This is a genomic window from Cylindrospermopsis curvispora GIHE-G1, from assembly GCF_014489415.1.
GTDB classification, from domain to species: domain Bacteria; phylum Cyanobacteriota; class Cyanobacteriia; order Cyanobacteriales; family Nostocaceae; genus Raphidiopsis; species Raphidiopsis curvispora_A.
This window is the reverse complement of the sequence record NZ_CP060822.1, coordinates 1,567,671-1,594,110: the sequence shown is the minus strand read 5'-3', so window position 1 is coordinate 1,594,110 and position 26,440 is coordinate 1,567,671. Positions and strand designations below refer to the sequence as shown.

Genomic DNA, 26,440 nt, shown 5'->3' with positions numbered 1-26,440 from the left:
CCTGGTGTTTTTGCTCGACGATATTCCATATTATAATTGGTGGAATGAATACAGGAGGATGTTTGGATCAATCCGTTGAAAAAGAATTTTGGTGTCAGACAGGGAATTCATTCCCTGTCTCACCATTGAGAGCGAAATGCGATCGCCTACCTCTAATTCATAGATAAACCGGTCAATTAATCAGAATCTGTCTTACCAGAATACTCATGACCTCCCCTGGGTTACTAGTCGGTATCGGATCACTCCAATCAGTTGCATGGGCATAACCAAGCACATGTAGATAGTGAATCGTACTAATAACTGTCTTTTTCGATCCAATTAACAGGTGCTTTAATGGTTCCCTGCGATCGCTTTCTGGAACTACCGTAGGGCCAACTACTCTAGTTTCGTTGACATTGCCAATAAAATTCTTAGTCTGTGTCATAATTTGATTACCTCTGAGAAAGGGGTGTAAGGTGATCTGGAATTCTTGGCCGAACCGCCCGATCACCTTACTTTTAAGTATAAAACTAATTGAACAGATATGCAAGGGGTTTATAGAAAATAATTAATAAAATTTGTAAATCTTTTCGACTTGTCAAGCATAAATGGAAAATATAGGAATTTCTGACCCCCTGGTATCCCTTCCCTAGTTTTTTGTAGCTTGGGTTGGGGAAGGAAACCCAACTCAGGTCACATTTATATGTTTATTGTGTTGGTATAGACGTGGTTAAATATAACCCCAAGGATTTTTAGGAAATCCCCTGTTCTGGAAGTAGCAATTAAGTTGGCTGAAAAGACTAATGATCTGGTTATTGGTTTATGTGTATGGTATGAGTTACCAATTAGGAATCTAGGAACCTAATTGCTTGAATCAGGGTGTGACCGTTCAATTGAGATTAAGGATAGTTTATCTATGAATTTAATCGACAATAACGTGCTATTCACCCAGGTTTTAGATAGAGAATCTGTTAGTATCAATGGTGGTAGTCTCTTGGAAATAGTTAATGTGCCTAATGACGTGCTAAATTACTTTCAGAATTTACTACCACAGTTAGAAAATTGGATTCTCGGATATCTTTAAGTAAAGGTAATTGAATTTGGGTTTCAGGTATTGGTGTTTGCGAGAACGCCTACCTGAGACTCAATTTTACCTATAAACTCTTTCCTAAGCGTTCTAGCTAAGTCGGTGGGTGGAATTAAATATAAGATGAACGTAGGTTGGGTTGAAGTATGAAACCCAACACCCGCATGGGTTACGCTACCGCTAACCCATCCTACAAATAATTGTGCCTCCCTACTTAAAGCTATAAATTAGATTGCCAACCTCAAGTTTTTAAAAATAAGGTCCCCAATTTCTTCATGGAAGTTGGGGATTTTTTGTGAGTAAGGGGGGATGTATTTTTGAGAAGTTGTTTTTCCTCAAGTTGGTAATTAGGTTGGTTGGAAATATCAATGATCTGGCTATTGGTTTCTGGATATTGTATTAACAAGCAAGCAGTTGAGAGACTTACAAAGAAGCAATCAACTTCTAGCTTAAAACAAGTCTAATCACAAGATCAAGGAGTATTGTATCATGCAAGTAATCGAAAAGAACTCATTATTCGCTCAAGTTTCTGGTGAACAGTCTGCTGTTGTTAGTGGTGGTACAGGATTAGAGTTTCTTAGCGGTGCCATTTTTAGTATAGTAGCAGATGAGCTAAATATTGACGATAAATTGACTGACCTGGTTACAATTCTATTTATAGGTGGTGTACTTAGATTTCCCGAGCTAAATAGTAGTGCAATTACACCATTTACTAGTGCTTAGAATTACCATTACACTATTTATTACGTAATTGCACTCAACGTGATGTAGTGAAATAAGGAATGTGCCTTCTTTCTTAGTAACTTTATTTAAGTTAACTGGAATAGGCACATTCAATAAACATTTAATACACTCCATATACTTTACTTTTTAATCAGATGAGAACCTAAATAAATTAGCCATATTTATCACAACTCTGTTACCTTTATTGGATGAACAATCTGACACAAAATTATGTTTTTTTGGAATAAATGACATGGCACAAAATAATTTATTTACTGAACTATCAGAAGAAGAATCTGCTACTATTAAAGGTGGTGGATTCCTTGAAGCTGCTGCATATCTTATAGTAATGCAATCACTATTTCCTTTTATTGCGTATAGTCCAGAGGTAATAAATACAGCGCTTCTATTTCTTACTGGTGTGCTATCGTTCCCCCAAAATAATAATACAAACCCAAGCAACCTCTCAGAAGATAATTAGAAAATTGGAAGGATGGGTCTTTCCCAAATTAATATTTAAAGCTGATTCAATATCAAAAAACAATAGGATTAGACCCCACAAACATGATAAACATTGAATAACTATGAAATACCCCCATATTTCCCAACACAGTGAAGAAGACTGTGGTGCTGCTTGCTTAGCAGCGATCGCCAAATATTATGGCAAAAATTTCACCATCACTCGCATCCGAGAATCCGTGGGTACTAGCCAATTCGGTACCACCTTATTAGGTCTACAAAGAGGAGCTAAAACCTTGGGTTTTAAAGCTTCAACAGTCAGAACTTCACCAGAAATTCTCAAAAGATTAAACGAAGCACCCCTACCAGCAATCATTCATTGGCACGGAAATCACTGGGTGGTTTTTTATGGTAAAAAGGGTGAAAAGTATATAATCTCTGACCCAGGAGCAGGGGTACGTTACCTCTGTGAAGAAGACTTTATAGAGGGTTGGAATGATTGGTTAATGCTATTGCTAGAACCCAGTCCAGAAGAGTTTTTAAAAACAGAAGAAGATAAAATAGGTGGCTTTTGGCGTTTCTTTAAACAGGTGTGGAGTTTTCGGGGAATTCTCGCCCAAGCTCTACCGCTCAATTTATTATTAGGACTGCTATCTCTAGCTTCCCCCTTTTTATTACAAATTCTTACTGATGATGTGCTAGTACGGGGTGATACTAAATTACTCACAACTATGGTTATTGCTGTAGTTGTGATGAATCTTATTTCCAGTAGTCTATCTTGGGTGCAATCTAATTTAATCGCCCATTTTGCCCAACGTCTCCAATTGGGACTGGTGATGGAATTTGGTAGACAAATTTTGCACTTACCCCTGTCTTATTACGAAGCTCGTCGCAGTGGGGAAATTACTAGTCGTCTTCAAGATATTAAGCAAATCAATCAGTTGGTTACTCAAGTAGTTGTCAGTTTACCTAGCAAATTTTTTATTGCTCTGATTTCTCTTGGTCTGATGGCTTTTTATAGCTGGAAGTTAACTTTGGTGGCTATGGTAATTGCTGGGGTTATGACTATTACCCCTTTGGTGTTTCAACCTAAATTACAGCAAAAAACCCGGGAACTACTGGTTAAAGATGCGGAAAATCAGGGTGTATTGGTGGAAACTTTCAAGGGTGCTCTAACTCTCAAAACCACTACCGCTGGCAATCAATTCCTAGAAGAGTTCCAAGTTCGATTTGGCAAGTTGGCTAATTTAACTTTGGACACTATGCAAATTGGTATTATTAATAATACCTTTTCTGGCTTTATCTCCTCTATTGGTAGTATTATCCTCCTCTGGTTTGGTGGTCATTTAGTGATTAATCCTAGTGAAAATCTCAGCATTGGTCAATTACTAGCTTTTAATTCGATGAATGCTAATTTCTTGGGTCTCATAACTACTGTTATTAGTTTTGTCCAGGAATTTACCCGCGCTAAAACAGCAGTGCAAAGACTGACGGAAGTGATAGATACCACTCCAGAAAGTGACTATGATGGTAAAAAGCCTTTTGCTAAAATCGCTGATGATGCTAAAATCACTTGCACTAATATCAACTTTCATTATGCTGGGAGACTTGACTTATTAGAAGACTTTTCTTTAACTATTCCCGGTGGTCAAGTCGTGGCTTTAATCGGTAAGTCAGGATGTGGTAAAAGTACCTTGGCTAAATTAATCGCTGGGTTATATACCATCCAATCTGGAAATATTCGCATTGGACTCTATAACCAACAAGATTTGTCTTTAGAATCTTTACGTCAACAGGTGATTCTAGTTCCCCAGGAACCCCATTTCTGGAGTCGTTCTATTGTGGAAAACTTTCGGTTGGGCGCACCTCACGTTAGTTTTGAGCAGATTGTCCGAGCTTGTGAAATTGCTGGTGCTGATGAATTTGTCAGTAAATTACCCGCAAAATATCAAACTATATTGGGTGAATTTGGTGCTAATATTTCCGGTGGTCAAAGACAACGATTAGCTATAGCTAGGGCTATTGTTACAGATCCACCAATTCTAATTTTGGATGAGTCTACCGGGGGACTAGACCCGGTCAGTGAAGCACAGGTTTTAGATCAGTTATTTGAACATCGTCAAGGAAAAACTACTATTTTAATCACCCATCGTCCCCAGGTAATCAATCGTGCTGATTGGGTCATTATGTTGGATGGAGGAAAACTCCAATCCCAAGGATCTTTAGAAGAATTGAAATTCAGACGAGGGGAACACCAAGACTTTATTCTGCTTTAACTTAATCCCTACCCAATTACCCTTCACCCCATCTACCCAATATGTTTTATACTCATCGACCTAAACTCATATCTTCTGTGGATAATCCCCAGTTCCTCCCTCCTGTTAGTCGTTGGACTTCTTTAGCAGGAATATTCCTAATTGGTACTGTTACTAGTGCTATTGCTCTTGCTTCTTGGGTGAAATATAACGTCACGGTAAAAGTGGATGCTGTGGTTCGTCCTATAGGGGAAGTTCGTGTAGTTCAACCGGAAGTAGAGGGAACTATTAAAAGTATTTTGGTCAAACCAAATCAAACGGTGAAAATAGGTGATGTAATTGCCTATTTAAATACGGATGATTTGCTTATCAAAAAAAGTCAGTTACAAGGTAATATCCAACAGGGTAATTTACAAATATCGCAAGTTTATGCCCAAATTCGTATTTTAGATCGGCAAATTTTGGCTGAAACTCAAGTTGCTCAAAATGCTATTACTTCCGCAAGGGTGGATTTGTTACGTAATCAAAGGGAATATGAAGAACAGCAGGTTAGCACCCAGGGTGAATTTTTAGCCGCTCAAGCTAATTGGCAAAAGGCTAAAGCTTCTTTAGATAAAGCTCGAGCAGATCTGAGTTTTGCCAAAATGGATAAGGAACGCTATCAGGAACTCTCCCAAATTGGAGCTGTGGGTAGACGGGAATTGGAGCAAAAAGCTTTGACTGTTCAGCAAACACAGTCAATCCTGGATACTGAAAGGAAATCTCTGGAAATGGCTAAAATTAAGGTTCAGTCAGCTCAAGCTGCTATTAATCCAACCCCAGCAGCAGTGATGATAGCACAGGAACGTATCGCTCAAGAAACTGCTAGGGGTGTGTCTAATATTGCTAGTCTCAATAAGGAAAAACAAGCTTTAATTGAGCGTCGAGTTCAATTAGAAACTCAGATTAAACAATCTATTAAGGAATTAGAGCAGGTAGAAAATCAGATGCGTAAAAGTATGATTTTAGCTACGAGTAATGGTATTATTCTCAAACTCAATTTACGCAATCCGGGACAGGTGATCCGTCCCAGTGAATCTATAGCGGAAATTGTACCTGATAGTTCGGATCTGTTAATTAGAGCTTTAATTCCTACTGAGGAAATTCAAAAGGTCAATATAGGTCAACAAGTTCAGCTACGGGTTGGTGCTTGTCCCTATCCTGATTATGGAACACTCCAGGGGGTGGTTCAAACTATTTCTCCTGATGTGATTACCAATCAATCTAATAATCAAGGAACGACTAATAGGATGGGGAATGGTTATTTTGAAGCTACGGTTAAACCAGCAAGTTTACAATTTGGTCATGGTCGACATCAATGTTATCTCCAATCGGGAATGGAGGTGAAAGCTGATATTATTTCTAAACAGGAAACTGCTCTGGAATTTATGTTCAGGAAAGCAAGGTTAATTACTGATTTGTAATTTTTGTCAGGTAGGGAATGGACAATAGACTAGAAAAATGGGTGTAGCTCATGGGTCTCAAAAAGGTCAAACTAGCATTAAATTGGTTGTTCTATAAACAATCTATAAAGTTATATGGGGAATCGGAAAAAATTCGAGATGATCTGTTGCAGGAGTCTTTTACTATCCGTCGCGGTTTGGAAGCATTGAAAATTCAACATTGTGATTTATTAAATAACCAAGTAATAGGTTATCCATCCCCAGGTTTTTATCCTATAAATTCTCAATTACTAACTGATTATTTGCCATATAATGAATCACTAGACCAATCAACTAACCAATCATTCAATACTTCAATTTCTGAACATATCAACAGGGTAGAAAACTTTCATCACTCCCTGGTTGAGTTAAGCGATCGCCTGTTTCCAATTTATATTGAAGAGAGTCTACCTTTATCCATTCAGTGTTTGGTAGATTCTTGTTTTCTTGCTCATCCTCACATATCAGTTGATTTTGACATGCCTAGTTCTTGGAGGAAGGAGTCAGCACAATTTAGTCTGCTGACTTTAAGAACTCTTCAGGAATTAATGTCTATAACTGTACCAACTTTTTCCGATCCTCTGTCAATTTATATAAATTTGAAAGACCGGAAAAATATTCGGGAATTAACTCTGGAAATTATTTATCCCGATATTTCTACTTTGTTATTTTATTCTGGGTTACCGGAATTAAAATATCTCAGTAGTAGCTGGGAATTTTTAATTTCTGGTAAATGTTTTTATCATGTAGTCAATTACAAAGGTAACTACAAAATAGCCTGGTTTTTTTGCTGGTGAATTGAGGTAAATCCAGATAAATTAACAGAATCAAAATTCAGATCTTAGCTTTCTGACTAGCAGAATAGGTTCTAAATCTTTCTCCACAGTTCAGGAATTTTTCCCATGAGGGGTCAAATACCTCATCCCCAACTAAACAGAATCCATACAATTTATTAGGTAAAGGTTCACCATTTCTTAATGTTGAGAATGCAACATCAAATGCAACATTTATCACCTAATCAGTTAACTGACTCATCCACTAATAAACTGCTGAAGATCTTAGTTATTGATGACCACGAATCGGTTCTCAACGGGACGATTTACATTTTGCAAAAAAACTATCCCAGTGCTGAATTTATAACTGCAACGGATGTGCAAACAACTGTGGAACAGGTAACTAATAGACAACCAGATCTCATAGTTATGGATCTTTCCATACCTGAGAAACAGGGAATGACTGCTCGCACTGATAATGGTATTCAACTACTAAAGACCTTGATGAAACAACATCCCCATCTGAATATTGTTGTTCAAAGTGCCCACAGCAAAACCCTAGTGCGAATTCGGTTAGATATTGAGAGTCATCAAGGAGGTTTTACCATTGCTAATAAAAGTGTTTCTATTCAGGATATGTTGACCAGGGTTGATTGGGCATTACAAGGACTAACTCATACTAAGGATATTAAGGGAATTAACTCGGGAACGGAGGTAAAACCAGAGTGGTTAAAAGTTTTATATTTAGCTTTTGAACGGGGATTACAAGATAAAGCCATTGCTCAAGAAATGTGTGTGTCTGAACGAATGGTACGTCATTATTGGAATAAGTTACAAGATGCTCTCAATGTCTATCCAGAAGTCGGTAAAAATATTCGTATTCAAACGGAGAAACAAGCTAGGGAGGAAGGACTGATTGATTAGTCGATAACAGGAAGTGGGGAAGAAAAAACCGACTATGATCAAGGGCTAAAATTATGCAGTCTAAACCTTGGAAAAAGATTAGGGCATTTTTACCAATCAATCATTTATCAAACTATATATCTAACATTTACCAAAAACAGATTCTCAGTTATTTGGCAATTTTTAATTTACTGAGTATTACTTATCTAATAGTAAATTGGCATTATTTAAACTCTCCTGTTTTGGCAGTTTATATTATTATTGCCAATCTTCTGGAATTGATAATACTACAGCACAAAGATAAAAACCTAAAATCAGAAGTTAAATCCAGACAAACAATCATTGAGATTATTTTTGAAACCATCCATAATGGTCCCCTACAAACCCTAGATAGAATTTTAAGAATACTCAATCAAGTCAATCAGCAAGAATTCTCCCCACATACATTAATGAAAACCACAATTCCAGAATTAACCACAGAACTGGAAAAATTAAACCAAGAACTCAGAGGAATCTATGAATTTTGGCACCGAGAAACTATCTCTCCACACGCTAACCTCTACCTAGATAAAAATCTAGTCATTAATTTAGAAGCTCCCCTACCAGAAATCCTCTATCAGGTCTATACCCATACCCTAGAACGAAATTTCTCCTGTTTTCAAACTATCAAATTAAAAGTCCGCAGTTTTGACCCACTGGATGAAACTGGGTTAACCCTGGAACATAAACGGGGAATTTGTCGTTTCTTGGAAGAATCACTATGTAATGTGGGTAAATATGCAAATGGAGTAACCTGTCTTAAAGTTACTGGTCTCTCATCTATGGGTTGGTACACACTTAGTATTGTCGATGATGGTTTAGGTGTGAACTCATGTAAAGAAGGAGAGGGGACAAAGCAGTTCAAATATTTAGCTCAACAAATTCAAGGTAAATTTCAGAGAATTCCCCAACATCCCCAAGGAACTATCTGTGAATTATCCTGGCCCACAAGTTCTGTGGTTGGGAGTCATCAAACTTAGCTATATTGAGAATATAATAGCTGAGTGTAGAACTTTGACTCAAAGGAAGGCTAAAAAACACTGTGCAGATCACATTTTTAGGGACAAGTTCTGGTGTACCCACAAGATCACGTAATGTTTCCAGTGTCGCGCTGAGACTACCTCAACGCGCAGAACTCTGGTTATTTGACTGTGGTGAAGGTACACAACATCAAATTTTGCGCAGTGACCTGAAAATTAGTCAACTGTCACGCATTTTTATCACCCATCTCCATGGTGACCACATTTTTGGCTTGATGGGACTTTTAGCTAGTTGTGGTTTAGCTGGTAATGTGGAACGGGTTGATATCTATGGACCTGCTGGATTAAATGAGTACCTGCAAGGTGCTTCACGTTATTCCCACACCCATTTTTCCTATCCTATCAAAGTCCATACTGTTCAACCTGGTGTGATTTACGAAGATGAGGAATTTACTGTCACTTGTGGAATGCTCCATCACCGCATTACTGCTTTTGGTTATCGTGTAATGGAAAAAAACAGATCTGGGCGGTTTGATGTGGAACAAGCCAAAGCCCTACAAATACCTTCTGGACCAATTTATGGAAAACTTAAACGGGGGGAAACTGTCAAATTGGAAGATGGTCGAATCATTAATGGTAAGGAATTATGTGGCCCAACGGAAATTGGACGTAAGTTTGCCTATTGTACAGATACTGTTTATTGTGATGGTGCGGTTAAATTAGCTGAGGATGCAGATGTATTAATTCATGAAGCTACTTTTGCCCATCAAGATGCGGAAATGGCTTTTCAAAGACTACATTCTACCAGTACAATGGCAGCACAAACAGCTTATGTGGCTGGAGTAAATCAACTGATTATGACCCATTTTAGTCCCAGATATACTCCGGGAAATGACATTGAGTTAAAAGATTTACTTAAAGAAGCTCGTGCAATTTTTCCTAATACCATCATGGCTCATGATTTTATGGTTTATGACATACCCAGAAGAAGGGAAAAGGGATCTGGGGATCCTGATTAAGCTTCTGGCTTTTAATCCCTCTTAAGGGTTATTTTTAGCGTAAACTAAAAGAGTTTTGAATTCTTCAACTAGGTGAATTTTTCCTTGTGCTGTAAAGGATTTGATGATTTCCTCCGCTTTACTATAACCGACGGATTTGGTGTAGAAGAGAATTTTTCCATTAGGATTCATTTTTCTGAGGAATAAATCCACCATGGATTCATCATTGTGATGAATAAAGGGAGCATCTTCAGGAAGATAAAATTCACCAATATGAAAGAGTGCTACCACATCTAACATGGGTAGGGAACGGTCATTAAGAGTGTAGATATCTGTGCACAGTACCTTATAGAATTTAGCCAAATGGCGGTTTTTACGACACATTTCTACGTATGCTTCATGTTCGGGAATTGAAGCAGTAATGCCAATAATTTCATTAGGTTTTGCTAACTTTTGATTTTCTAATCCCAGTATATGATGAGATCCCGTACCAAAATGAAAAATTGTTTGATCCTGAATATCATCCTTTTGTAGATACTCAATTAGTTCCAGGTCACATGGACACAAATGAGGTTGCAACCCCCAGGAAGATTTGATGCGATAGAAGTCATTACCAACCCAATGTGGTAAAACAGGTTGGGTTAAACTTAGGGAGTAGTATAACTGTGCCAGTTGTCGGTTTTTAAAAACAAGATCACGAACTGTTTTTCTTACGGAAGCAACCATCTGTTAAACCTCACTATTTTTTGAACGCAAGAATGAAGTGCTTCTACCAAAAGTCTGTAAGACCTGGTAGAAGCTCAATTACTCAGGAGCAAGTGTAGATATCACCGATGATCTGGTCAGCTGATTTCGTATTTTATTTATCCTAATAGTTGTTACCTTAACATGGGAAAAATGCCCCAGGATGAAGATTTTGTGAATTTAGTATTATAAGTTGTTAAATGTTTTCCTCAGACCTTGGGCTATTTGTTCCAAAATTCGACTGGGTAAAAAGTGGCGATCGCCTAAAACAATTGGCAATCCGCGATCGCCACTCTCACAAATACGCTGATGAATGGGAATTTGTCCCAGTAAAGGTGCTTCTAGTTCTTCTGACAAGAGTTTACCACCGTCTTTCCCAAAGATGTATTGGGGAGCTTGGAAACTGTCTACATTTTCATTTAGTAAATAGCTCATGTTCTCAATAATCCCCAAAACAGGCACACCTACCTGACGAAACATGTATATACTCCGTCGCACATCCGCGATCGCCACTTGTTGGGGAGTTGTTACTAGAATCACGCCACAAATGGGACTTTCTTGAACGATTGTAATCTGGGCGTCTCCCGTACCTGGGGGTAAATCAATCAGCAAATAATCCATTTCTCCCCATTCAACCTGATGAATAAATTGATTAATAATCTTATGCAAAACAGGACCGCGCCAAGCTAGAGGATGATCAGGTTCTGCTAATAAGCCTACTGACATCAGCTTTATGCCATGAGCTTCTAAGGGAATAAATCTTTGACCATCAGCAGTATCAGTTACAATAATCTCCGAATGTCTTAGTCCCATCATTTGTGGTATATTTGGTCCATACACGTCTGCATCTAGTAAACCTACTTTTGCACCTGATAAACTCAATGCAGCTGCGAGATTAACAGCAACGGTGGATTTACCCACTCCTCCTTTACCACTAGAAATACCTATGGTTCTGCGAACCTGGGATATGGTGCGTATTTCTATATAGGTTTTCTTGCACCATCCTAGTTGGGAGAGTTTCGTCCTCACCTCTTCTTTTAGATCCAGTTCACCAGAACCAAGATATAGTCTCAGGTAAACGCTATCATCCATAATTCTCAGATTTCTCACCATCCCTAAATTCACCACGTTATTATTTAGAATTGGCACATTAATCTGTTTGAGGAGTTCAATAACCTCAGATTTGCGGATATCTACCTGATCAATAGTCATGGATTTCTTTGATTTCTTCGTGAATAGTTATTTTTTCCATTGCTCCTTTTGCTTGAATGCTAACTTCTCGATCAGGATCATCCAGCATTTGTTTTAAAGGAGCGATCGCCAAGGGACTGCCAAGAGTAGCTAAGGCGATAACTACATCTTTCCTAACATCAGCATACTCATCAGCAAGCGCCCTAATCAAAGCAGGAATAGCAATTTCAGTCTTAACAGTTTGAAAAATCTTTTGTAGAGCTTGAGCTGCAAAGCGTCTTACTTGCCAATGTTCATCTGCGATCGCCTCAATTAGTGCTGGAATAGCTCCATCATTTCCATGAATTGCCAGAGCTTTTGTCACATTACGTCGCACTTGCCAATCTGGATCTTCCTTTAACGCTTTGATAAGACTAGGAATAACTTGGCTATCGGTCAAATATCCCAACGTTAAAGCAGCTTCACGGCGGACAAAATCAATAGGGTCTTTTAGTAAACCTATGGCATTGGGACTAGTTTTAACTTGATTAAGATAACGTAAGGTGGTAATTGCAGCTTCTCTTAATTCAGCATGCTCTGATTCCAGAAATGGCAGTAAATAAGGTAAACACTGGGCGTCATGGATTTTACGGAGCAGAATTAAAATGTTTCGCTGAATAAATACACTATGTATATCATTGGGTACATTATTTACCTGTAGAGCATCCAGCAAAAGCAATTGTGAATCCTGAGAGACTAACTCACCTAAAGCTGATAGGGTAAGTGTACGAATTTCCTCATCTGTTGACCCAAGATGGGGAATTAGGTGCGGAACTACTTTGGGATTAGCCAACTCCCATACACTGGCGATCGCTATTTTTTGCACAGCAGCACTCTCATCATTAAGCGCTGCTAAAATCACATCAATTACCTGTTCATCACCCAAGTGTTGGAGCGTTTTAATTGCCACCAGGCGATCGCTCAAATCTGGTGATTGTAATAATTCTATCCATTCCTCTAATTCAGGATTGCCAGTAATAGACATAATAGATATCAATAATCCAAAAAACTCCTATCTTAATAAAAAAGGGATTTGTACAGTAATCGCATTAGTAGGACATTCTTTTTCACAGGGTAGACAAAACCAACACTCATCATATTTCATATATGCCTTACCGGTTTCAGGGTTTTTAGCCAGCACATCAAGGGGACAAACCTCAATACAAGCAGTACACTTTGTTAAACACTTTGATTCATCTACAATAACAGGAGCATCTACTCTTTGATTGATTGAAGCCATAAATTTAACCTTCCTATTTAATTAATATGGGTATTATTGTCCATAGAGACATTGTACGTGTCTTTATCAATATCTACTTGAATAAAGTAAGGAGACACGGGACGCTTAAACAACTTCATTTGTGCCGAATCGTCTTTTTTCAGATTAACATGACAAAACCACTCATAATTATTTTTTTCTGGATAATCCAAACGATAATGATAAAGTCCCCATCTTGTCTCCTTACGAAATAAGGAAGCTCGTGCAGCCATTTCCGCACAGTCACGGATAAAATGTACTTCCATACAGCGCATCAACTCGTGCGGATCGCAAGCTCCCATCATGTCAAGAGTTTGATGATACTCCTCAAACAAACGCAATCCAATTTCCATCTTATTGGCAGATTTTGGTGGTTGTAAATAGTCATTAACCAAACGACGTAACTTATATTCCACTTGAGTATGAGGAATACCACCAGGTCGTGTTAAATGAGAATAAATTCTTATTTTCTCCGCTGTCAAAAACTCAAGACTAGGTTCAACAAATTCAATACTTTCACTGTATTTCCCAGCTTCAATCCCAGCAATTCTGCCATATACAAACGCACCAATCATATAGTTATGAGGAACATTTGCCATATCACCGGCCGCATATAATCCCTTAACAGTAGTTTCAGCACGTTCATTAACCCACACACCGGATGCACTATGACCACTACATAGCCCTATTTCGGAAATATTCATTTCTATGCCATGGGTTCGATAGTTTTCCCCTCTCCCGAGATGAAAACGTTCTCTGCTGGGACGTTCATTTGACCAAAGAATGCGCTCAATTTCAGCAATTGTATCCCCATCAAGATGAGTCATCTTCAGTTGTATTGGACCTTTGCCAGAGTTTAACTCTTTCCACACCTCTAACATCATCTGACCACTCCAGTAATCACAACTGATAAAGCGATGTCCCTGAGCATTAACTGTGTGTGCACCAAATGGACCAGCTACGTATGCACATGCAGGTCCATTATAGTCCTTAATCAAAGGATTAATTTGAAAACATTCAATATTAGAGAGTTCTGCACCTGCATGATAAGCCATGGAGTAACCATCACCTGCATTAGTGGGATTCTCATAGGTTCCATAAAGATAGCCAGAAGCTGGCAAACCTAATCTTCCTGCTGCACCGGTGGATAAAATTACCGCTTTAGCCTGAATAACAACAAAATCGCCACTGCGTACATCAAAACCAACTGCTCCTATTGCTCGACCATCTTCCACTAATACCCTAGTGGACATAACTCGATTAGTCACTCGTACACCGTGACGCTTCACCTGTCGGGCCAAAATTGTCTTGAGATCTTTACCTTCTGGCATTGGTAAGACATATTTTCCCACACGATGCACCTGTTTAAGATCATATTCTCCTTGAGGTGTCTTTTGGAACTTTACTCCCCAAGTTTCTAATTCCTGGATCACCTCAAAACCCAGCTTACCTGTTTGGTAAACTGTCTGTTGCTCAACAATACCATCATTAGCTATGGTGATTTCACGCACATACTGCTCAGGAGTAGAATTTCCGGGAATGACCGCCGTATTTACACCATCCATACCCATGGCAATAGCACCACTGCGACGAATATTAGCTTTTTCTAGAATTAACACATCCCGTTGAGGATTTGCCTGCTTTGCTTTAATTCCCGCCATTGTACCTGCAGTACCACCACCGATAACCAAAACATCAGTGATTACTCTTTTGGTATTTATACTGTCAAAGATGGACATAATAACTGAATAACTGCGAATAGTTGAATAATTAAAGACACTACCCCCGATTTATCGGGGGACTTGTGCTGACATTGAGTTAACTCTTATGGAGTTTTTGCCTGGCCTTGTTCTTTCCAATCCCAAACTGCTTGTTTAACTACAATTGGCTCGGGAATTAATTTGAGTTTGGCAAAGGTATCAGCAATATTCTGTTGTTTGGCAATTACTTCTTCCGTCAGGGGAAAAATACCATAATCACGTCGTCTTTCAGCTTTTTCTAGGACAGCTGCATCCACACCAATAGCTGGAGAAAGAAACTTCGCAATTTCAGCAGGGTTTTTCTTAGCGTATTCACTCTCCTTTTTTAATTCAGCCAAAAGTGTATTCAGTGTCTCAGTGTTTTTGTCTATAAATTCCTGGGAAGAAAGATAGTACCCACGGTTGGGAGCTAATCCCTTGGCATTGGTTAGTAGTCTTGCACCTTCCGTTTCAATAGCTGCTAAATAAGGATCCCAAACCGACCAAGCGTCAACATTCTTCTTCTCAAAAGCTGCTCTAGCATCCGATGGTTTAACAAAGGAAAACTGCACATCGGTAATTTTTAAACCTACGGACTCTATTGCTTTTACCGCTAAGTAGTGGGCATTGGCTCCTTTCTGTACCGCTAGTTTTTTACCTTTGAGATCAGCAATGCTACGAATAGGGGAGTCTTTGTGAACAACAATACCTTCAGCTTCAACACCGTATGGATCATAGGCAACATATCGCACTGTTGAGCCTTTTGCTGCTTGAGCAAAAACAGGAGGTGCTTCACCTACGTATGCTACATCTATGGCACCAGCATTTAATGCTTCTACCATTGGTAATCCTGCAGGAAACTCGGACCATGTGACTGTTTTCCCCTTCTCCTTGAAAACATTTTCTAAGGTTCCCTTACCTTTGAGAGAAAAAAGAACGGTCGCTGATTTTTGAAAACCGATTCTCAGCGCTCCAGCAGTATTACTGGCTTTATTTTCAGCACTTGCTTCCGATGTGGGAGATGTATTGGCTCCGCTATTGTTAGTTTCATTAGCACAACCACTGATAAATAAACTAGCACTCATCGCAACAGCGGACAGTTTGGCCACGGTTTGCACTGATGGTAGCAAACCTTGGAAAATAGTTGTTTTCAACATTCAGATATCCCCCTAATCTACTAAAATTACTAGTATGTACCGTAGAATATCATGAATTGATGGAATCTGTCACCTACATCCCGTAGATAATCCAAATTACTTAAGATTTAAGATCAGTTAAATATTTAAAGAAGTAAACATGAACTACTGTTTCAATCCCCACTGTGATCAACCCGCAAACCCAGAAGGTGTTAATTGTTGCCTAAATTGTGGTGCCAATCTACTTCTAAAAGAGCGCTATCGCTCAATTAAACTCATTGGACAAGGAGGATTTGGTAGAACCTTTTTAGCAGTGGATGAGGATAAACCTTCAAAACCATTTTGCGTAATTAAACAATTCTATACTCAGTCATCAGGGAAGAATACACTCCAAAAAGCAATACAACTATTTAATCAAGAGGCTATTCGCTTAGACGAACTAGGATCACACCCTCAAATCCCAGAACTGTTGGCTTATTGCACTCATGAGGATAGACAATATTTAGTTCAGGAATTTATTAACGGGTTGAATTTAGCACAGGAACTGGTGCAAAATGGTGCATTTACAGAAGACAAAATTCGACAATTACTCATTGATTTATTACCAGTTTTGCAATTTTGCCATCACCACCAGGTAATTCATCGAGATATTAAACCAGAAAATATTATTCGTCGCACTAGTGATAATAAACTGGTTATAGTTGACTTCGGAGCAGCAAAATCAACCACAGAAGAAACCAGAAATCTTACAGGGACGAGCATTGGCACTCCTGAATATGTCGCGCCAGAACAAATGCGCGGAAAAGCAATATTTGCCAGCGACATTTATGGACTGGGCGTGACCTGTATTAATCTGTTAACCAGGCGATCGCCTTTTGACTGTTATTATAGTCATGAAGCTACATGGATATGGAGAAAGTTTTTAAAAACCCCCATAACTGATGATTTAGGGCAAATAATAGATAAAATGATAGCCATGATTCCCAGTCAACGCTATCAAACCGTTACAGATGTAATAGAAGATTTAAAATTACAGTCTATTTCAACACCCAGCTCTATTTCTATCAAAAATACTGTCAATATTCCCACCACTATAATTAGTCCACCAAAACCACCCACATCCAATCAACCCCATATTCCAGATGTCATAGATCAAGAACTAGCAGAAATAAAATCTAAGTTCCTAGATAATGGTTAATAATCAACATGGGAAAAATCCTATAAAAAAGGGCGGGTTTTTCACCGCCCACAAAACTTTAGAAATGCTCAAAATCAAAGTCAACTTCCCAACAATTACTTCTTAGCTTCAGCAATAGGAACCCACTCAGTATGGAAAGTTCCTTCTATATCAACCCGTTTGTAAGTATGAGCGCCAAAATAATCCCGTTGAGCTTGGGTTAAGTTTTGAGGTAATCTCTCCCGACGGTAGCTATCAAAATAATCCAGAGAAGCACTAAAAGCAGGAACAGGAATACCCGTCTTAGCAGCTGTGACAATAATTTCCCGCCATGCAGACTGTCTATCCAGAATTGTTTGCTTAAATTCAGGTGCTAACAACAAGTTAGGTAATGCGGGATTTTCGTCAAATGCTTTCTTAATCTTATTCAAGAAACCAGCACGAATAATACAACCACCTTTCCAAATTCGAGCCATTTCACCCAAATTCAGACCCCAATTATAGGTCTTAGAAGCAGTGGAAATTAATGCCATACCCTGAGCATAAGAACAAATTTTAGAACAATAAAGTGCATCCCGCACCATGTTCACAAAGGTTCTCGTGTCTTTAAATTGAGTGGGAACAGGACCTGTTAATTGTTTAGATGCAGCAATTCTCTCCTCCCTAATAGAGGAAATAATTCGAGAATTCACCGCAGCAGTAATTGTAGGAATAGCAACCCCTAACTCTAAAGCAGTTTGCACGGTCCAACGACCAGTACCTTTTTGCCCTGCAGCATCAACAATTAAATCTACTAAGGGTTGTTTAGTCCCAGGATCAACGTAGGGGAAAATATTGGCTGTAATCTCAATCAAAAATGAGTTCAGCTCGTCTGTTTGATTCCACTCTGTAAATACCTGATGCAGTTGGGTAGCATCTAGTCCACCAACGTTCTTGAGTAAATCATAAGCCTCTGCAATTAACTGCATGTCGCCATACTCAATCCCATTATGAACCATTTTCACGTAGTGACCAGAACCACCGGGCCCAATATAAGTCACACAGGGACCATCATCAACTTGTGCAGCGATTCTGTTAAAAATTGGTGAGAGATACTCATAAGAACTTTTTGTACCACCTGGCATGAGTGAGGGACCATTCAATGCTCCCTCTTCACCACCACTTACACCCATACCAATGTAGCGTAAACCAGTGGGTTCTAATTCTTGGGTACGTCTTTCCGTATCTTCAAACCAAGAGTTACCACCATCAATAATGATGTCTCCTTCTTGAAGTAATGGTTTGAGCTGTTGAATAACTGCATCAACAGGTTTGCCAGCTTGTACCATTACTAAGATTTTACGAGGACGTTCCAGTGAAGCAACAAATTCTTCTAGGGTAAAAGCTGCCTTAACGTTTCTGCCACCAGCTCGGTTTGACATAAACGCATCTGTTTTTTCTCGAGATCTGTTGTAAACTGCAATTGGAAAGCCATTACGCTCAACATTGAGGGCAATATTTTCGCCCATAACGGCTAATCCAATTACGCCAAAGCTTTGTAGTGTCATAGTTGTTTTTGGGTTTGGCTAACTCTTGCAGATGCTTTCATCTTTAAGGGTAATCCGAGATTTTCGGTTCACTTCTAAAGAAGACATTAAGAGTTGATGTGTAAGACAATAAACCATAACTACTAAACTCTAGAATCTGATTTTGATTTGTATTTTCCCGAACAGATAAAACTTATAGGACAGGAGTTGCAAAATATGCTTGTTTATATTCTATCGTTGGTAGTGGCAATTGCCAGTTTAACTATTTACGCCAGTGCTTTCTTTTTCCCGGAAATTCACCGCAAAAACGATTTTATTTGGAGCGGGGTTGGTTTGTTTTATGCTTTGGTATTATGGGTTTTTGCATCCCGCATTACCGGGGGTCTATTACTGGGTCATGTAGCTAGTGTGTCACTTTTGTTATGGTTTGGTTGGCAAACTCTCTCTTTGCGTGGTCAACTTGTCTCCAAGGGAAAACTCACCTTAGTTCCCACTGCACAACCGGAGATTAAGGGGATTCAGCAACCAGTTCCACAACCAGTATCTAAGATATCTTTACTGGAAAAGCTGCAACAGCTACCATCATTAATGATTAAGCCGTTTAATGATCTTATAGTCAAAGTTCAGCAACTGGTTTTTAAAAACCCCTCTGTAAATACTAAAATATCCCCGTCACCAGCTTCTACTCCTGAACTATCCACCCCTGAACTATCCACCCCTGAACCATCCACCCCTGAACTATCTACCCCTGAACTATCTACCGCTGAACTATCTACCCCTGAACCATCCACCCCTGAACCATCCACCCCTGAACTATCTACCCCTGAACTATCCACCCCTGAACTATCTGCTCCTGAACCATCCACCCCTGAACCATCTGCTCCTGAACCATCCACCCCTGAACCATCCACTCCCGAATCCTAGACGATTGGCAGCATAGCTTTAGCCAGTATTCTCCAGATCCTTTCTCTCTTGAGTAGTGTTAATCACTTTTAGAATTTTGTCAATGGTTTCAAACAAACGGCACAATCTCTAATAAGTTTGTTAGATATTTGTTAAGAAAAGTTACGTAATTCTTAACAAAAGGGAATAATTCTTATGGTTGTTTCACCAGCAAAGAATAAACAACATCATGTTGTTATCATTGGAGGAGGATTTGGGGGACTTTATGCGGCAAAAACCCTCGCTAATACCAACGTAAATGTCACTCTTATTGATAAACGAAACTTTCATCTATTTCAGCCACTTTTATATCAAGTTGCTACGGGCACATTATCACCCGCTGACATTTCCGCACCACTCCGTTCTGTTTTTAGAAACAGCAAAAATACTCAAGTGCTGCTAGGAGAAGTCACCGATATTGATCCCAAAGGACAAAAAGTTTTTCTGGGTGGAGAAGTAGTACAATATGATACCCTAATCCTAGCCACCGGTGCTAATCACTCTTATTTTGGTAAAGACCATTGGAAAGATTTGGCTCCAGGTCTAAAAACCGTGGAGGATGCTATAGAAATGCGTCGGCGGATATTTTCTGCTTTTGAAGCAGCAGAAAAGGAATCTGACCCGGCAAAACGCCGCGCTCTATTGACCTTTGTCATCGTAGGTGGTGGTCCCACAGGAGTAGAATTAGCAGGTGCGATCGCAGAATTGGCTTACCAAACCATGAAGGATGAGTTTCGTAGTATTAATACATCAGAAACCAAAATATTACTACTACAAGGGGGCGATCGCCTGTTACCACATATTGCACCGGAGTTATCAGAAGAGGCAAAACTCTCCTTACAAAAGTTGGGTGTAGAGATTCAAACTCAAACCAGAGTAACAAACCTAGAAAATGATATTGTTACCTTCAAAACTGGGGAACGGATTCAGCAGATTGCTTCCAAAACCATATTATGGGCCGCTGGTGTTCAAGGTTCACCCATAGGCAAAATCCTAGCAGAAAGAGCGGATATTGAGCGAGATTTTTCTGGTAGGGTAATTGTAGAACCCAATCTGACCATTCCAGGGTTTAAAAACATTTTTGTGATTGGGGATTTAGCCAGCTTCTCCCATCAAAATGGCAAACCTTTACCCGGTGTCGCACCAGTGGCCAAACAGCAAGGCGAATATGTGGGTACTCTAATTTTACTGAGATTACAAGGTCAAACTTTGCCAGAATTTAATTACAATGATGTGGGCAGTTTGGCCATGATTGGGCAAAATTTAGCTGTAGTAGATTTAGGTTTTATCAAACTGAAAGGTTTTATTGCTTGGGTATTTTGGCTAGTAGTTCATATCTACTTCCTAATTGAGTTTGACACTAAATTAGTAGTGGTTTTCCAGTGGGCATGGAATTATATTACTCGTAATCGTCGCTCTCGATTAATTACAGGTAAAGCAGCTTTTTTAGATACACAAACTATCAACAACAATAATCCCTATCAAGCAGCAGAAACTGCACAGCATACAGTTAAAGTATAGGTTTTTTGTAGTTGTTGAATTATAGCTTTAGCCAGAACGCTTATCCAGCAATCACTTTTAACCATGAACCCTGTTTATACGTTCTGGCCCACTCCCCTGGGTGGCTGTACAATTTAAATTAGGTGCTAAAGTACCATTTCTAATGTCAGCGAGTATGTCAAATCTAATCTATTTTTTGATACTTCCCTTGGGCTTTGATGCTTTCTGGATCACCCCAATCATTTGTGGTTGGACTTGGGAACTCATAGTCCCTATAATCACTGGGATAGTCCTTTAATTGTCCCCCATATTCTTCTGGGTCGTCCAGTTCTAAATCCTTACACCAGAATCCGCTTAAACTAGTTTTTAAAAACTGATCTTCCCCCAATAGGTTCCATATCTCCTCTTTTAGGTCAACTGACATAGTTGTTACCCCCTTATTAATGTCAAATGTCACTTTTTGAGTTGGTAAACACCATACTATGGAGTTATAAGGAAATTATAAGAAAAAATAAGTAGCACAGTTAAGAAATATTGCCAAAATGAGTCCTAATATTGTTTCACTCACCAACTAGCTCTTTGCCGAATTGCCAGAAGGTTACACTGTAGGTCATTGGCGAGGCGATTTTCAATGATCCCTATTGGCATGGTCAGCTTTGGCCAAACTCGAATTGTGTAGCACAGATTGGTTCCCTCCCCGCTTCCTAATTTACAGGGTTCTAAGCTCCAGAAACCAGAAAACCCTTTGAAGTCTCCCTCTACCATTTCAAATTTGATCAGTTTGGGAAAAATCTCTTCCAGGTCTAGCACCACACGGGCACAAAACTTAAAGTTCAGCAACCGCTGAGACCCTATTTGTTCTAAACGTATACCACCTTCAGGATGTTCTATTAAAGAACTTTTAGTCAAGTTAGGTATAAACTCCGCCAAGGACTCATAGTCCGTGAGGATTTTCCATACCCTTTGTACTGGTTGGTGGATTTGCACCTGAGCAGTAATTTGTCTTTGTCTGTCGGATAGTTTTTCTACCTGGATGCTAACCCCATCTGAATTTTGCTCCAGAGCATTCTTATCCTTTGACCGGATGATATTTGGGGAGTCAAGTCCCAGACTGTAGTTTTGTATGGTCACTTTTGAGAATTTGAATGATTTGCTCGGTAAAACTAAGATAGGCAATCTCAACACTTGATTTGAGAATAGGAATGGAGAATTAAAATCTCAAAAAGGTCATCCACTATCCTTTCCTAATATTAACAGCATCAGGTATAATTTCCGTTCCTCCAAAGCCTAGTTGGTTATTTTTTTTGTTTAAAGTGCTTCACATTTCTTAATGTTCTGGACCTGTGGATTGAGAAAGCCTACACTGTGACCTGTGAGTACAGTGCAGGCTCGCGTCACCATGCTACTTAATGGTTACCTTACCGCCAGCTTCAGTAATCTTCTTACTAATGTCGTCAGCGGATTCCTTGTTTACACCCTCTTTAACCGCTTTAGGAGTAGACTCTACTAACTCCTTAGCTTCTTTCAAACCTAAACCAGTGATTTCACGCACAATTTTCAGAACCGCGATCTTCTTATCAGCAGGTACTTCTTGCAGAATTACATCGAATTCAGTCTGCTCCTCGACTACTTCTGCTGCTGCTGCTCCACCAGGTGCAGCTATGACTGCCATGCCACCAACGGGCGCAGCAGCACTTACACCAAACGCTTCCTCAATCTGCTTAACCAGTTCCGCAGCTTCCAACAGGGTCAAGGATTTTAACTGTTCTAAAATTTGATCGGTTGCAGTAGACATTGATATAACTCCTAAGAAATTGTCGTTTTTGTTGATTAGTGGAAATAAGAAAGGTAAAGCTAAACGCTCCTATTCAGGTGTGGTTGCGCCTTCCTTATCTTTGTCAGCAATAGCTTGAATACCACGAGCCAAAGAACTGGGAACCTCCTTGATACCCACAGCAACTTTTGTGGCCAATGCGTTGATAGCTCCCGCAATTTGTGCCATCAGCTGTTCCTTGGATGGCAAATCTCCCAAGGCCTTGACATCCTCATCCTTGAGCAAGCGCCCTTCCATCACTCCGCCACGCAGTTCGGTCTTCTTAGTGGCTTTTTGAAATTCTTGGTAGGCTTTAATTGCGGAAGAGAAATCTTCCTTAACTAGCAAAAAAGCAGAAGAGCCCTTGAGCAATTCTGACATCGGTTGCCATTTTTCTTCCTCCTGAATAGCCAGTCCCATAAAGGTATTTTTAGTCACCTTGCAGACTGTACCACTAGGACGTAAACGCCTTCTCAAGTCGGTGATTTCAGCAACCGTTAGACCTTGATAATCAATTACCAGTGCCAAAGTTGACTGACTTAGAGTCCCTTTTAGGTCCGCTACTATCTCTTTTTTGTTTTCTAACGTTCTACCCATACTTGTGTCACCTCCTAGGGTAAATGCTCAGTCGTGAGTAATTTAGTTATGGCCATGTTGACTTACGGAAAACAACAAACCCCAGCGATCTTGGCCGGGGTTTCATAGTAGTATTTTTAATGCTGTAGTTCCCACATCTGCTAAAGAGATGTGGAATTACTTCAGTCAGTTAAAATTACAACCTAGGCAGGATATTAAGCTATACGCACCTGCTGTCTCCGGCTTAATTATGCAAATTATGCAGCGTCAGTTGTTTTTAAATCTCTCAGGGCATTAATATCAATTTTAATTGATGGACCCATGGTAGCAGAGATATAGAATGTTCGCCAATAGCGACCTTTTGCTCCTGAAGGACGATTACGATCAATGGTCTCTTGCAATGCTTTGAGGTTGACCAGCAGATCTTCCGGAGTAAAGGAAGCCTTACCAAACATAACATGAACAATGCCAGTTCGGTCAGCACGAAATTCTAATTTACCAGCTTTAAACTCACTAATGGCACTTGCTATGTCAAATGTTACTGTACCACCCTTAGGTGATGGCATCAAGCCACGAGGACCTAATAATTTCCCTAGCTTTGCTACCTGTGGCATCACATCAGGAGTAGCAATTAGCTTATCAAAGTCCATCATGCCTTTCTGAATTTCGTCAATTAACTCTTCAGAACCAGCTATGTCCGCCCCTGCATTGGTGGCTTCTGTGACTTTTTCCCCTCTAGCAATAACTGCTACCCGCACTATCTGACCTGTACCCTTGGGTAACACCACAGTGGTTCGCAGTTGTTGATCCGTGTACTTAGGGTCAATTCCCAGGCGAATATGTGCTTCAGCAGCTTCGGGAAATTTTGCCGTGGCAGTCTCTTTCAATAGGGCTAACGCTTCTAAGGGAGCGTAATCCCGTTCTTCTACTTTTGCTTGTAACGCCTGTAATCGGCGTGATACTTTCTTTACCATGTTTTCCTCCTGGGGTTGTTTCGAAGTTCCTCACCTCTCCCCCAATATGATTTGAGATTGGGAATTTTAATCCTTAACGGTCACACCCATGTTTTTGGCTGTTCCCTCCACAATGTTCATCGCTGCTTCAATGTCGTTGGCATTGAGGTCAGGAAGTTTGGTTTGGGCAATTTCTTTTAACTGAGTTCTAGTAATGCTACCAACCTTTTTCTTGTTTGGTTGGTCCGAACCTCTCTCAATTTTTGCCGCCTTGCGAATTAAAACCGATGCTGGGGGTGTTTTGAGTACAAATGTAAAACTCCGATCCTCAAATACGGAAATTTCTACCGGAATTACCATGCCAGCTTGGTCAGCTGTTTTGGCATTGTACTCCTTACAAAACATCATGATATTAACACCATGTTGACCAAGTGCAGGACCAACAGGTGGTGCTGGGTTGGCTTTCCCAGCATTTAAGGCCAATTTAATGACCGCCACTACTTTCTTCGCCATTTGGATTTAGCTCTGTTTTTGTACCTGATTAAATTCCAGTTCTACTGGTGTATCTCGTCCGAAAATCGAGAGTAGAGCTTTTAGTTTACTCCTTTCTGGCGACACTTCAATCACCTCACCCTCAAAATCCTTGAATGGACCAGAAAGTACCATGATCTTATCACCCGTAGCCATGTCAATTTTAACTACTGGCTCCTGTTCTGTGGTTTGCTTGAATATACGTTCTACTTCTGAGTTGCTTAGGGGAACCGGTTTGACGTGACCGCGACTTCTACCGCTACCATGCTTCTGCTCTGCTCCTACAAAATTAATCACATGGCTAGTATTCTTTACTATCTGCCAAGTGTCATCACTCATCGTCATCCGCACTAGAACGTATCCGGGAAAAACTTTTTCTTCTGTTTGTTGACGGGTACCATCTTTACGGATTTTGACTGCTGGAGTGTGGGGTATCTCTACCTGAATAATTTTGTCAGCAACATCAAAAGTTTGAATACGCTGTTCTAAAGTTGCTTTTACACGTTTTTCGCAACCAGAGGCTACTTGTACCGCATACCAACGTGATTCATTTACTGTTGTTCCCAGGGTATCTTCTGACTGGAAAGCATCCCTTGGTTCATCTGTTGCATAACTCATCAGAACACCTGTTTTGCTGCCCAAGCAAAAAGTCCATCAACTAGATATATCAAAGATGCGGATAGGGTTACCATTAACAAAACGGCTGCTGATTCACTCACCAGCTGTTTACGACTGGGCCAAACTACTTTATCAAGTTCTTCTTTTGTTCCCTGAAAAAAGTTGTTGAAGCTAAACCCACCAACACTTTCTGGCATTTCTGCCTCGTTTTTTTTAGTCACGGTCTTTATACCCCCGTTTCTTAGGTTGCTTTATGAAAGTTACACCCTAGTTTAGCACACCAGTCCTAAATTTAGGGGTTAACTCGGTGCGGTTGGCGACATTGTGTCACTTAGGATTTTCACACCCTAGCCGCTCTCTGGTAATTTACACCTATGCCATAGAGATAAAGACAGATTTTACCCCAAGTCTTGCTAAAAAGTCAAGTCCTCAAAAATGTGAAATCCAAGCTGGCTCATGTTGACCTATTTATCATGACTTTCAGCGCGCCCTGGAGGACTTGAACCCCCGACATTAGGTTTTGGAGACCTACGTTCTACCAACTGAACTAAGAGCGCACGACTTTTACTATGCTAATCTAATTTTTTTCTCTAGTCAAGGGGTAAGCTAAATTCGATAAATTTAGCTCCTTATTCCCATATTATCACTCTATCACAAAGCACGGTCAAAGCGCTGTTTAATTCTGGTAGCTTTACCAGATAGTTGACGAAGATAATATAATTTAGCCCGTCTGACTTTACCGCGACGCATAATTTTGATATTGTCAATCCGTGGTGAGTGCAGTAAAAATACTCGCTCCACCCCTACGCCCTGAAATACCCGACGTACGGTAATAGTCTCGTTAATCCCCCCATTCCGTTTGCCAATGACTACCCCTTCGTAGGGTTGCACACGATATTTATCGCCTTCTTTGATTTTTACTCCCACCCGCACTGTGTCACCTACATAGATTTGAGGTAGATCGGACTTTAACTGTTCGGCTTCAATGGAGCGGATAATTTCTTGAGCGTTCATAGTTCA

Annotated in this window: 29 protein-coding genes, 1 tRNA gene and 1 other annotated feature; of the genes, 12 read left to right on the top strand and 18 right to left on the bottom strand. The window is 39.8% G+C overall.

Features of this window, described 5'->3' with window-relative positions:
- Window positions 1-172 precede the first annotated feature (172 nt).
- A complete protein-coding gene (locus IAR63_RS07335) occupies window positions 173-424 on the bottom strand; it encodes a hypothetical protein (protein WP_006276235.1) in 252 nt (83 codons plus the stop codon).
- A gap of 471 nt (window positions 425-895) precedes the next feature.
- Here IAR63_RS07335 and IAR63_RS07330 point away from each other — a divergent pair, with 471 nt between their 5' ends.
- From IAR63_RS07330 to IAR63_RS07290, 9 genes are all read left to right on the top strand, one after another.
- Window positions 896-1,063, top strand: coding sequence for a hypothetical protein (locus tag IAR63_RS07330; protein WP_167379299.1), 168 nt, complete (start codon window positions 896-898; stop codon window positions 1,061-1,063).
- A gap of 492 nt (window positions 1,064-1,555) precedes the next feature.
- Window positions 1,556-1,789 (top strand): hypothetical protein, encoded by a 234-nt coding sequence (locus IAR63_RS07325; RefSeq protein ID WP_187707112.1) that lies wholly within the window; start codon window positions 1,556-1,558, stop codon window positions 1,787-1,789.
- A gap of 205 nt (window positions 1,790-1,994) precedes the next feature.
- Window positions 1,995-2,270: a hypothetical protein gene (locus tag IAR63_RS07320; protein ID WP_146029657.1), complete on the top strand. Its 276-nt coding sequence runs from the start codon at window positions 1,995-1,997 to the stop codon at window positions 2,268-2,270.
- A 103-nt stretch (window positions 2,271-2,373) separates the two neighbouring features.
- Window positions 2,374-4,524: a peptidase domain-containing ABC transporter gene (locus tag IAR63_RS07315; protein WP_187707111.1), complete on the top strand. Its 2,151-nt coding sequence runs from the start codon at window positions 2,374-2,376 to the stop codon at window positions 4,522-4,524.
- Between the two features lie 41 nt (window positions 4,525-4,565).
- Window positions 4,566-5,966 (top strand): HlyD family secretion protein, encoded by a 1,401-nt coding sequence (locus IAR63_RS07310; protein WP_187707110.1) that lies wholly within the window; start codon window positions 4,566-4,568, stop codon window positions 5,964-5,966.
- Between the two features lie 50 nt (window positions 5,967-6,016).
- Window positions 6,017-6,781, top strand: a complete 765-nt coding sequence (locus IAR63_RS07305) for a hypothetical protein (protein WP_187707109.1) — start codon at window positions 6,017-6,019, stop codon at window positions 6,779-6,781.
- Window positions 6,782-6,970: 189 nt separating this feature from the next.
- Complete coding sequence (locus IAR63_RS07300) at window positions 6,971-7,681, top strand: response regulator (protein WP_235528937.1); 711 nt, start codon at window positions 6,971-6,973, stop codon at window positions 7,679-7,681.
- A gap of 53 nt (window positions 7,682-7,734) precedes the next feature.
- Window positions 7,735-8,679 carry a sensor histidine kinase gene (locus tag IAR63_RS07295; protein WP_141303534.1) on the top strand — a complete coding sequence of 315 codons (945 nt, stop codon included), beginning with the start codon at window positions 7,735-7,737 and terminating at the stop codon, window positions 8,677-8,679.
- Window positions 8,680-8,741: 62 nt separating this feature from the next.
- Window positions 8,742-9,698: a ribonuclease Z gene (locus IAR63_RS07290; protein WP_102938447.1), complete on the top strand. Its 957-nt coding sequence runs from the start codon at window positions 8,742-8,744 to the stop codon at window positions 9,696-9,698.
- A 21-nt stretch (window positions 9,699-9,719) separates the two neighbouring features.
- On the opposite strand, the gene IAR63_RS07285 is transcribed toward IAR63_RS07290, so the two are convergent.
- The 6 genes from IAR63_RS07285 to IAR63_RS07260 form a co-directional block, all read right to left on the bottom strand.
- A complete protein-coding gene (locus IAR63_RS07285; protein WP_006276224.1) occupies window positions 9,720-10,403 on the bottom strand; it encodes a hypothetical protein in 684 nt (227 codons plus the stop codon).
- Between the two features lie 204 nt (window positions 10,404-10,607).
- Window positions 10,608-11,633 carry an Mrp/NBP35 family ATP-binding protein gene (locus IAR63_RS07280; protein ID WP_187707108.1) on the bottom strand — a complete coding sequence of 342 codons (1,026 nt, stop codon included), beginning with the start codon at window positions 11,631-11,633 and terminating at the stop codon, window positions 10,608-10,610.
- Window positions 11,623-12,636 (bottom strand): HEAT repeat domain-containing protein, encoded by a 1,014-nt coding sequence (locus IAR63_RS07275; RefSeq protein ID WP_187707107.1) that lies wholly within the window; start codon window positions 12,634-12,636, stop codon window positions 11,623-11,625. Before IAR63_RS07275 ends, IAR63_RS07280 begins: the two co-directional genes overlap by 11 nt.
- Before the next feature lie 27 nt (window positions 12,637-12,663).
- Window positions 12,664-12,891, bottom strand: coding sequence for a 4Fe-4S dicluster domain-containing protein (locus IAR63_RS07270; RefSeq protein WP_187707106.1), 228 nt, complete (start codon window positions 12,889-12,891; stop codon window positions 12,664-12,666).
- A 17-nt stretch (window positions 12,892-12,908) separates the two neighbouring features.
- Window positions 12,909-14,648, bottom strand: a complete 1,740-nt coding sequence (locus IAR63_RS07265) for a fumarate reductase/succinate dehydrogenase flavoprotein subunit (RefSeq protein WP_187707105.1) — start codon at window positions 14,646-14,648, stop codon at window positions 12,909-12,911.
- A gap of 86 nt (window positions 14,649-14,734) precedes the next feature.
- Complete coding sequence (locus IAR63_RS07260) at window positions 14,735-15,805, bottom strand: aliphatic sulfonate ABC transporter substrate-binding protein (RefSeq protein ID WP_057177661.1); 1,071 nt, start codon at window positions 15,803-15,805, stop codon at window positions 14,735-14,737.
- A gap of 139 nt (window positions 15,806-15,944) precedes the next feature.
- Here IAR63_RS07260 and IAR63_RS07255 point away from each other — a divergent pair, with 139 nt between their 5' ends.
- The gene (locus tag IAR63_RS07255) at window positions 15,945-16,982 is read left to right on the top strand and encodes a serine/threonine-protein kinase (RefSeq protein WP_187707104.1); all 1,038 of its coding nucleotides are present in this window, start codon (window positions 15,945-15,947) and stop codon (window positions 16,980-16,982) included.
- A 95-nt stretch (window positions 16,983-17,077) separates the two neighbouring features.
- Here the strand turns inward: IAR63_RS07255 and gndA are convergent, their stop codons facing one another.
- Entirely contained in the window at window positions 17,078-18,508 is a 1,431-nt protein-coding gene (gene gndA / locus IAR63_RS07250) for an NADP-dependent phosphogluconate dehydrogenase (RefSeq protein ID WP_057177659.1), read from the bottom strand.
- Window positions 18,509-18,703: 195 nt separating this feature from the next.
- Between gndA and IAR63_RS07245 the strand changes: the two genes are divergently transcribed.
- Window positions 18,704-19,411: a Ycf66 family protein gene (locus IAR63_RS07245; protein ID WP_187707103.1), complete on the top strand. Its 708-nt coding sequence runs from the start codon at window positions 18,704-18,706 to the stop codon at window positions 19,409-19,411.
- 174 nt (window positions 19,412-19,585) lie between these two features.
- The gene (locus IAR63_RS07240) at window positions 19,586-20,950 is read left to right on the top strand and encodes an NAD(P)/FAD-dependent oxidoreductase (RefSeq protein ID WP_187707102.1); all 1,365 of its coding nucleotides are present in this window, start codon (window positions 19,586-19,588) and stop codon (window positions 20,948-20,950) included.
- A gap of 163 nt (window positions 20,951-21,113) precedes the next feature.
- On the opposite strand, the gene IAR63_RS07235 is transcribed toward IAR63_RS07240, so the two are convergent.
- The 10 genes from IAR63_RS07235 to rplS all read right to left on the bottom strand — a co-directional run bounded on the left by IAR63_RS07235 (window position 21,114) and on the right by rplS (window position 26,434).
- Window positions 21,114-21,353 (bottom strand): hypothetical protein, encoded by a 240-nt coding sequence (locus IAR63_RS07235; RefSeq protein WP_187707101.1) that lies wholly within the window; start codon window positions 21,351-21,353, stop codon window positions 21,114-21,116.
- Between the two features lie 140 nt (window positions 21,354-21,493).
- A complete protein-coding gene (locus IAR63_RS07230; RefSeq protein WP_369806410.1) occupies window positions 21,494-22,018 on the bottom strand; it encodes an SRPBCC family protein in 525 nt (174 codons plus the stop codon).
- A 313-nt stretch (window positions 22,019-22,331) separates the two neighbouring features.
- A complete protein-coding gene (gene rplL / locus IAR63_RS07225; protein WP_187707100.1) occupies window positions 22,332-22,724 on the bottom strand; it encodes a 50S ribosomal protein L7/L12 in 393 nt (130 codons plus the stop codon).
- Window positions 22,725-22,793: 69 nt separating this feature from the next.
- Window positions 22,794-23,339 carry a 50S ribosomal protein L10 gene (gene rplJ / locus IAR63_RS07220; protein WP_096545598.1) on the bottom strand — a complete coding sequence of 182 codons (546 nt, stop codon included), beginning with the start codon at window positions 23,337-23,339 and terminating at the stop codon, window positions 22,794-22,796.
- Between the two features lie 64 nt (window positions 23,340-23,403).
- Window positions 23,404-23,579, bottom strand: a sequence feature (ribosomal protein L10 leader region).
- Window positions 23,576-24,292: a 50S ribosomal protein L1 gene (gene rplA / locus IAR63_RS07215; RefSeq protein WP_187707099.1), complete on the bottom strand. Its 717-nt coding sequence runs from the start codon at window positions 24,290-24,292 to the stop codon at window positions 23,576-23,578. (Overlaps the previous feature by 4 nt.)
- Before the next feature lie 66 nt (window positions 24,293-24,358).
- On the bottom strand, window positions 24,359-24,784 hold the full coding sequence (gene rplK / locus IAR63_RS07210) for a 50S ribosomal protein L11 (RefSeq protein WP_009342016.1): 426 nt from the start codon (window positions 24,782-24,784) through the stop codon (window positions 24,359-24,361).
- Between the two features lie 6 nt (window positions 24,785-24,790).
- Window positions 24,791-25,420, bottom strand: a complete 630-nt coding sequence (gene nusG, locus IAR63_RS07205) for a transcription termination/antitermination protein NusG (protein WP_187707098.1) — start codon at window positions 25,418-25,420, stop codon at window positions 24,791-24,793.
- Window positions 25,420-25,641, bottom strand: coding sequence for a preprotein translocase subunit SecE (secE, locus tag IAR63_RS07200; protein ID WP_187707097.1), 222 nt, complete (start codon window positions 25,639-25,641; stop codon window positions 25,420-25,422). The genes nusG and secE overlap by 1 nt, the downstream gene beginning before the upstream one ends.
- Window positions 25,642-25,904: 263 nt before the next feature.
- Window positions 25,905-25,977 (bottom strand) — tRNA-Trp (locus IAR63_RS07195).
- A gap of 94 nt (window positions 25,978-26,071) precedes the next feature.
- The gene (rplS, locus tag IAR63_RS07190) at window positions 26,072-26,434 is read right to left on the bottom strand and encodes a 50S ribosomal protein L19 (RefSeq protein WP_006278210.1); all 363 of its coding nucleotides are present in this window, start codon (window positions 26,432-26,434) and stop codon (window positions 26,072-26,074) included.
- Window positions 26,435-26,440: the final 6 nt, after the last annotated feature.

What these genes read in the sequence shown, in the direction of transcription:
- IAR63_RS07335 (WP_006276235.1), bottom strand. Translation starts at nt 424, where the DNA reads ATGACACAGACTAAGAATTTTATTGGCAATGTCAACGAAACTAGAGTA.
- IAR63_RS07330 (WP_167379299.1), top strand. Translation starts at nt 896, where the DNA reads ATGAATTTAATCGACAATAACGTGCTATTCACCCAGGTTTTAGATAGA.
- IAR63_RS07325 (WP_187707112.1), top strand. Translation starts at nt 1,556, where the DNA reads ATGCAAGTAATCGAAAAGAACTCATTATTCGCTCAAGTTTCTGGTGAA.
- IAR63_RS07315 (WP_187707111.1), top strand. Translation starts at nt 2,374, where the DNA reads ATGAAATACCCCCATATTTCCCAACACAGTGAAGAAGACTGTGGTGCT.
- IAR63_RS07310 (WP_187707110.1), top strand. Translation starts at nt 4,566, where the DNA reads ATGTTTTATACTCATCGACCTAAACTCATATCTTCTGTGGATAATCCC.
- IAR63_RS07305 (WP_187707109.1), top strand. Translation starts at nt 6,017, where the DNA reads ATGGGTCTCAAAAAGGTCAAACTAGCATTAAATTGGTTGTTCTATAAA.
- IAR63_RS07300 (WP_235528937.1), top strand. Translation starts at nt 6,971, where the DNA reads ATGCAACATCAAATGCAACATTTATCACCTAATCAGTTAACTGACTCA.
- IAR63_RS07295 (WP_141303534.1), top strand. Translation starts at nt 7,735, where the DNA reads ATGCAGTCTAAACCTTGGAAAAAGATTAGGGCATTTTTACCAATCAAT.
- IAR63_RS07285 (WP_006276224.1), bottom strand. Translation starts at nt 10,403, where the DNA reads ATGGTTGCTTCCGTAAGAAAAACAGTTCGTGATCTTGTTTTTAAAAAC.
- IAR63_RS07280 (WP_187707108.1), bottom strand. Translation starts at nt 11,633, where the DNA reads ATGACTATTGATCAGGTAGATATCCGCAAATCTGAGGTTATTGAACTC.
- IAR63_RS07275 (WP_187707107.1), bottom strand. Translation starts at nt 12,636, where the DNA reads ATGTCTATTACTGGCAATCCTGAATTAGAGGAATGGATAGAATTATTA.
- IAR63_RS07270 (WP_187707106.1), bottom strand. Translation starts at nt 12,891, where the DNA reads ATGGCTTCAATCAATCAAAGAGTAGATGCTCCTGTTATTGTAGATGAA.
- IAR63_RS07265 (WP_187707105.1), bottom strand. Translation starts at nt 14,648, where the DNA reads ATGTCCATCTTTGACAGTATAAATACCAAAAGAGTAATCACTGATGTT.
- IAR63_RS07260 (WP_057177661.1), bottom strand. Translation starts at nt 15,805, where the DNA reads ATGTTGAAAACAACTATTTTCCAAGGTTTGCTACCATCAGTGCAAACC.
- IAR63_RS07255 (WP_187707104.1), top strand. Translation starts at nt 15,945, where the DNA reads ATGAACTACTGTTTCAATCCCCACTGTGATCAACCCGCAAACCCAGAA.
- gndA (WP_057177659.1), bottom strand. Translation starts at nt 18,508, where the DNA reads ATGACACTACAAAGCTTTGGCGTAATTGGATTAGCCGTTATGGGCGAA.
- IAR63_RS07245 (WP_187707103.1), top strand. Translation starts at nt 18,704, where the DNA reads ATGCTTGTTTATATTCTATCGTTGGTAGTGGCAATTGCCAGTTTAACT.
- IAR63_RS07240 (WP_187707102.1), top strand. Translation starts at nt 19,586, where the DNA reads ATGGTTGTTTCACCAGCAAAGAATAAACAACATCATGTTGTTATCATT.
- IAR63_RS07235 (WP_187707101.1), bottom strand. Translation starts at nt 21,353, where the DNA reads ATGTCAGTTGACCTAAAAGAGGAGATATGGAACCTATTGGGGGAAGAT.
- rplL (WP_187707100.1), bottom strand. Translation starts at nt 22,724, where the DNA reads ATGTCTACTGCAACCGATCAAATTTTAGAACAGTTAAAATCCTTGACC.
- rplJ (WP_096545598.1), bottom strand. Translation starts at nt 23,339, where the DNA reads ATGGGTAGAACGTTAGAAAACAAAAAAGAGATAGTAGCGGACCTAAAA.
- rplA (WP_187707099.1), bottom strand. Translation starts at nt 24,292, where the DNA reads ATGGTAAAGAAAGTATCACGCCGATTACAGGCGTTACAAGCAAAAGTA.
- rplK (WP_009342016.1), bottom strand. Translation starts at nt 24,784, where the DNA reads ATGGCGAAGAAAGTAGTGGCGGTCATTAAATTGGCCTTAAATGCTGGG.
- nusG (WP_187707098.1), bottom strand. Translation starts at nt 25,420, where the DNA reads ATGAGTTATGCAACAGATGAACCAAGGGATGCTTTCCAGTCAGAAGAT.
- rplS (WP_006278210.1), bottom strand. Translation starts at nt 26,434, where the DNA reads ATGAACGCTCAAGAAATTATCCGCTCCATTGAAGCCGAACAGTTAAAG.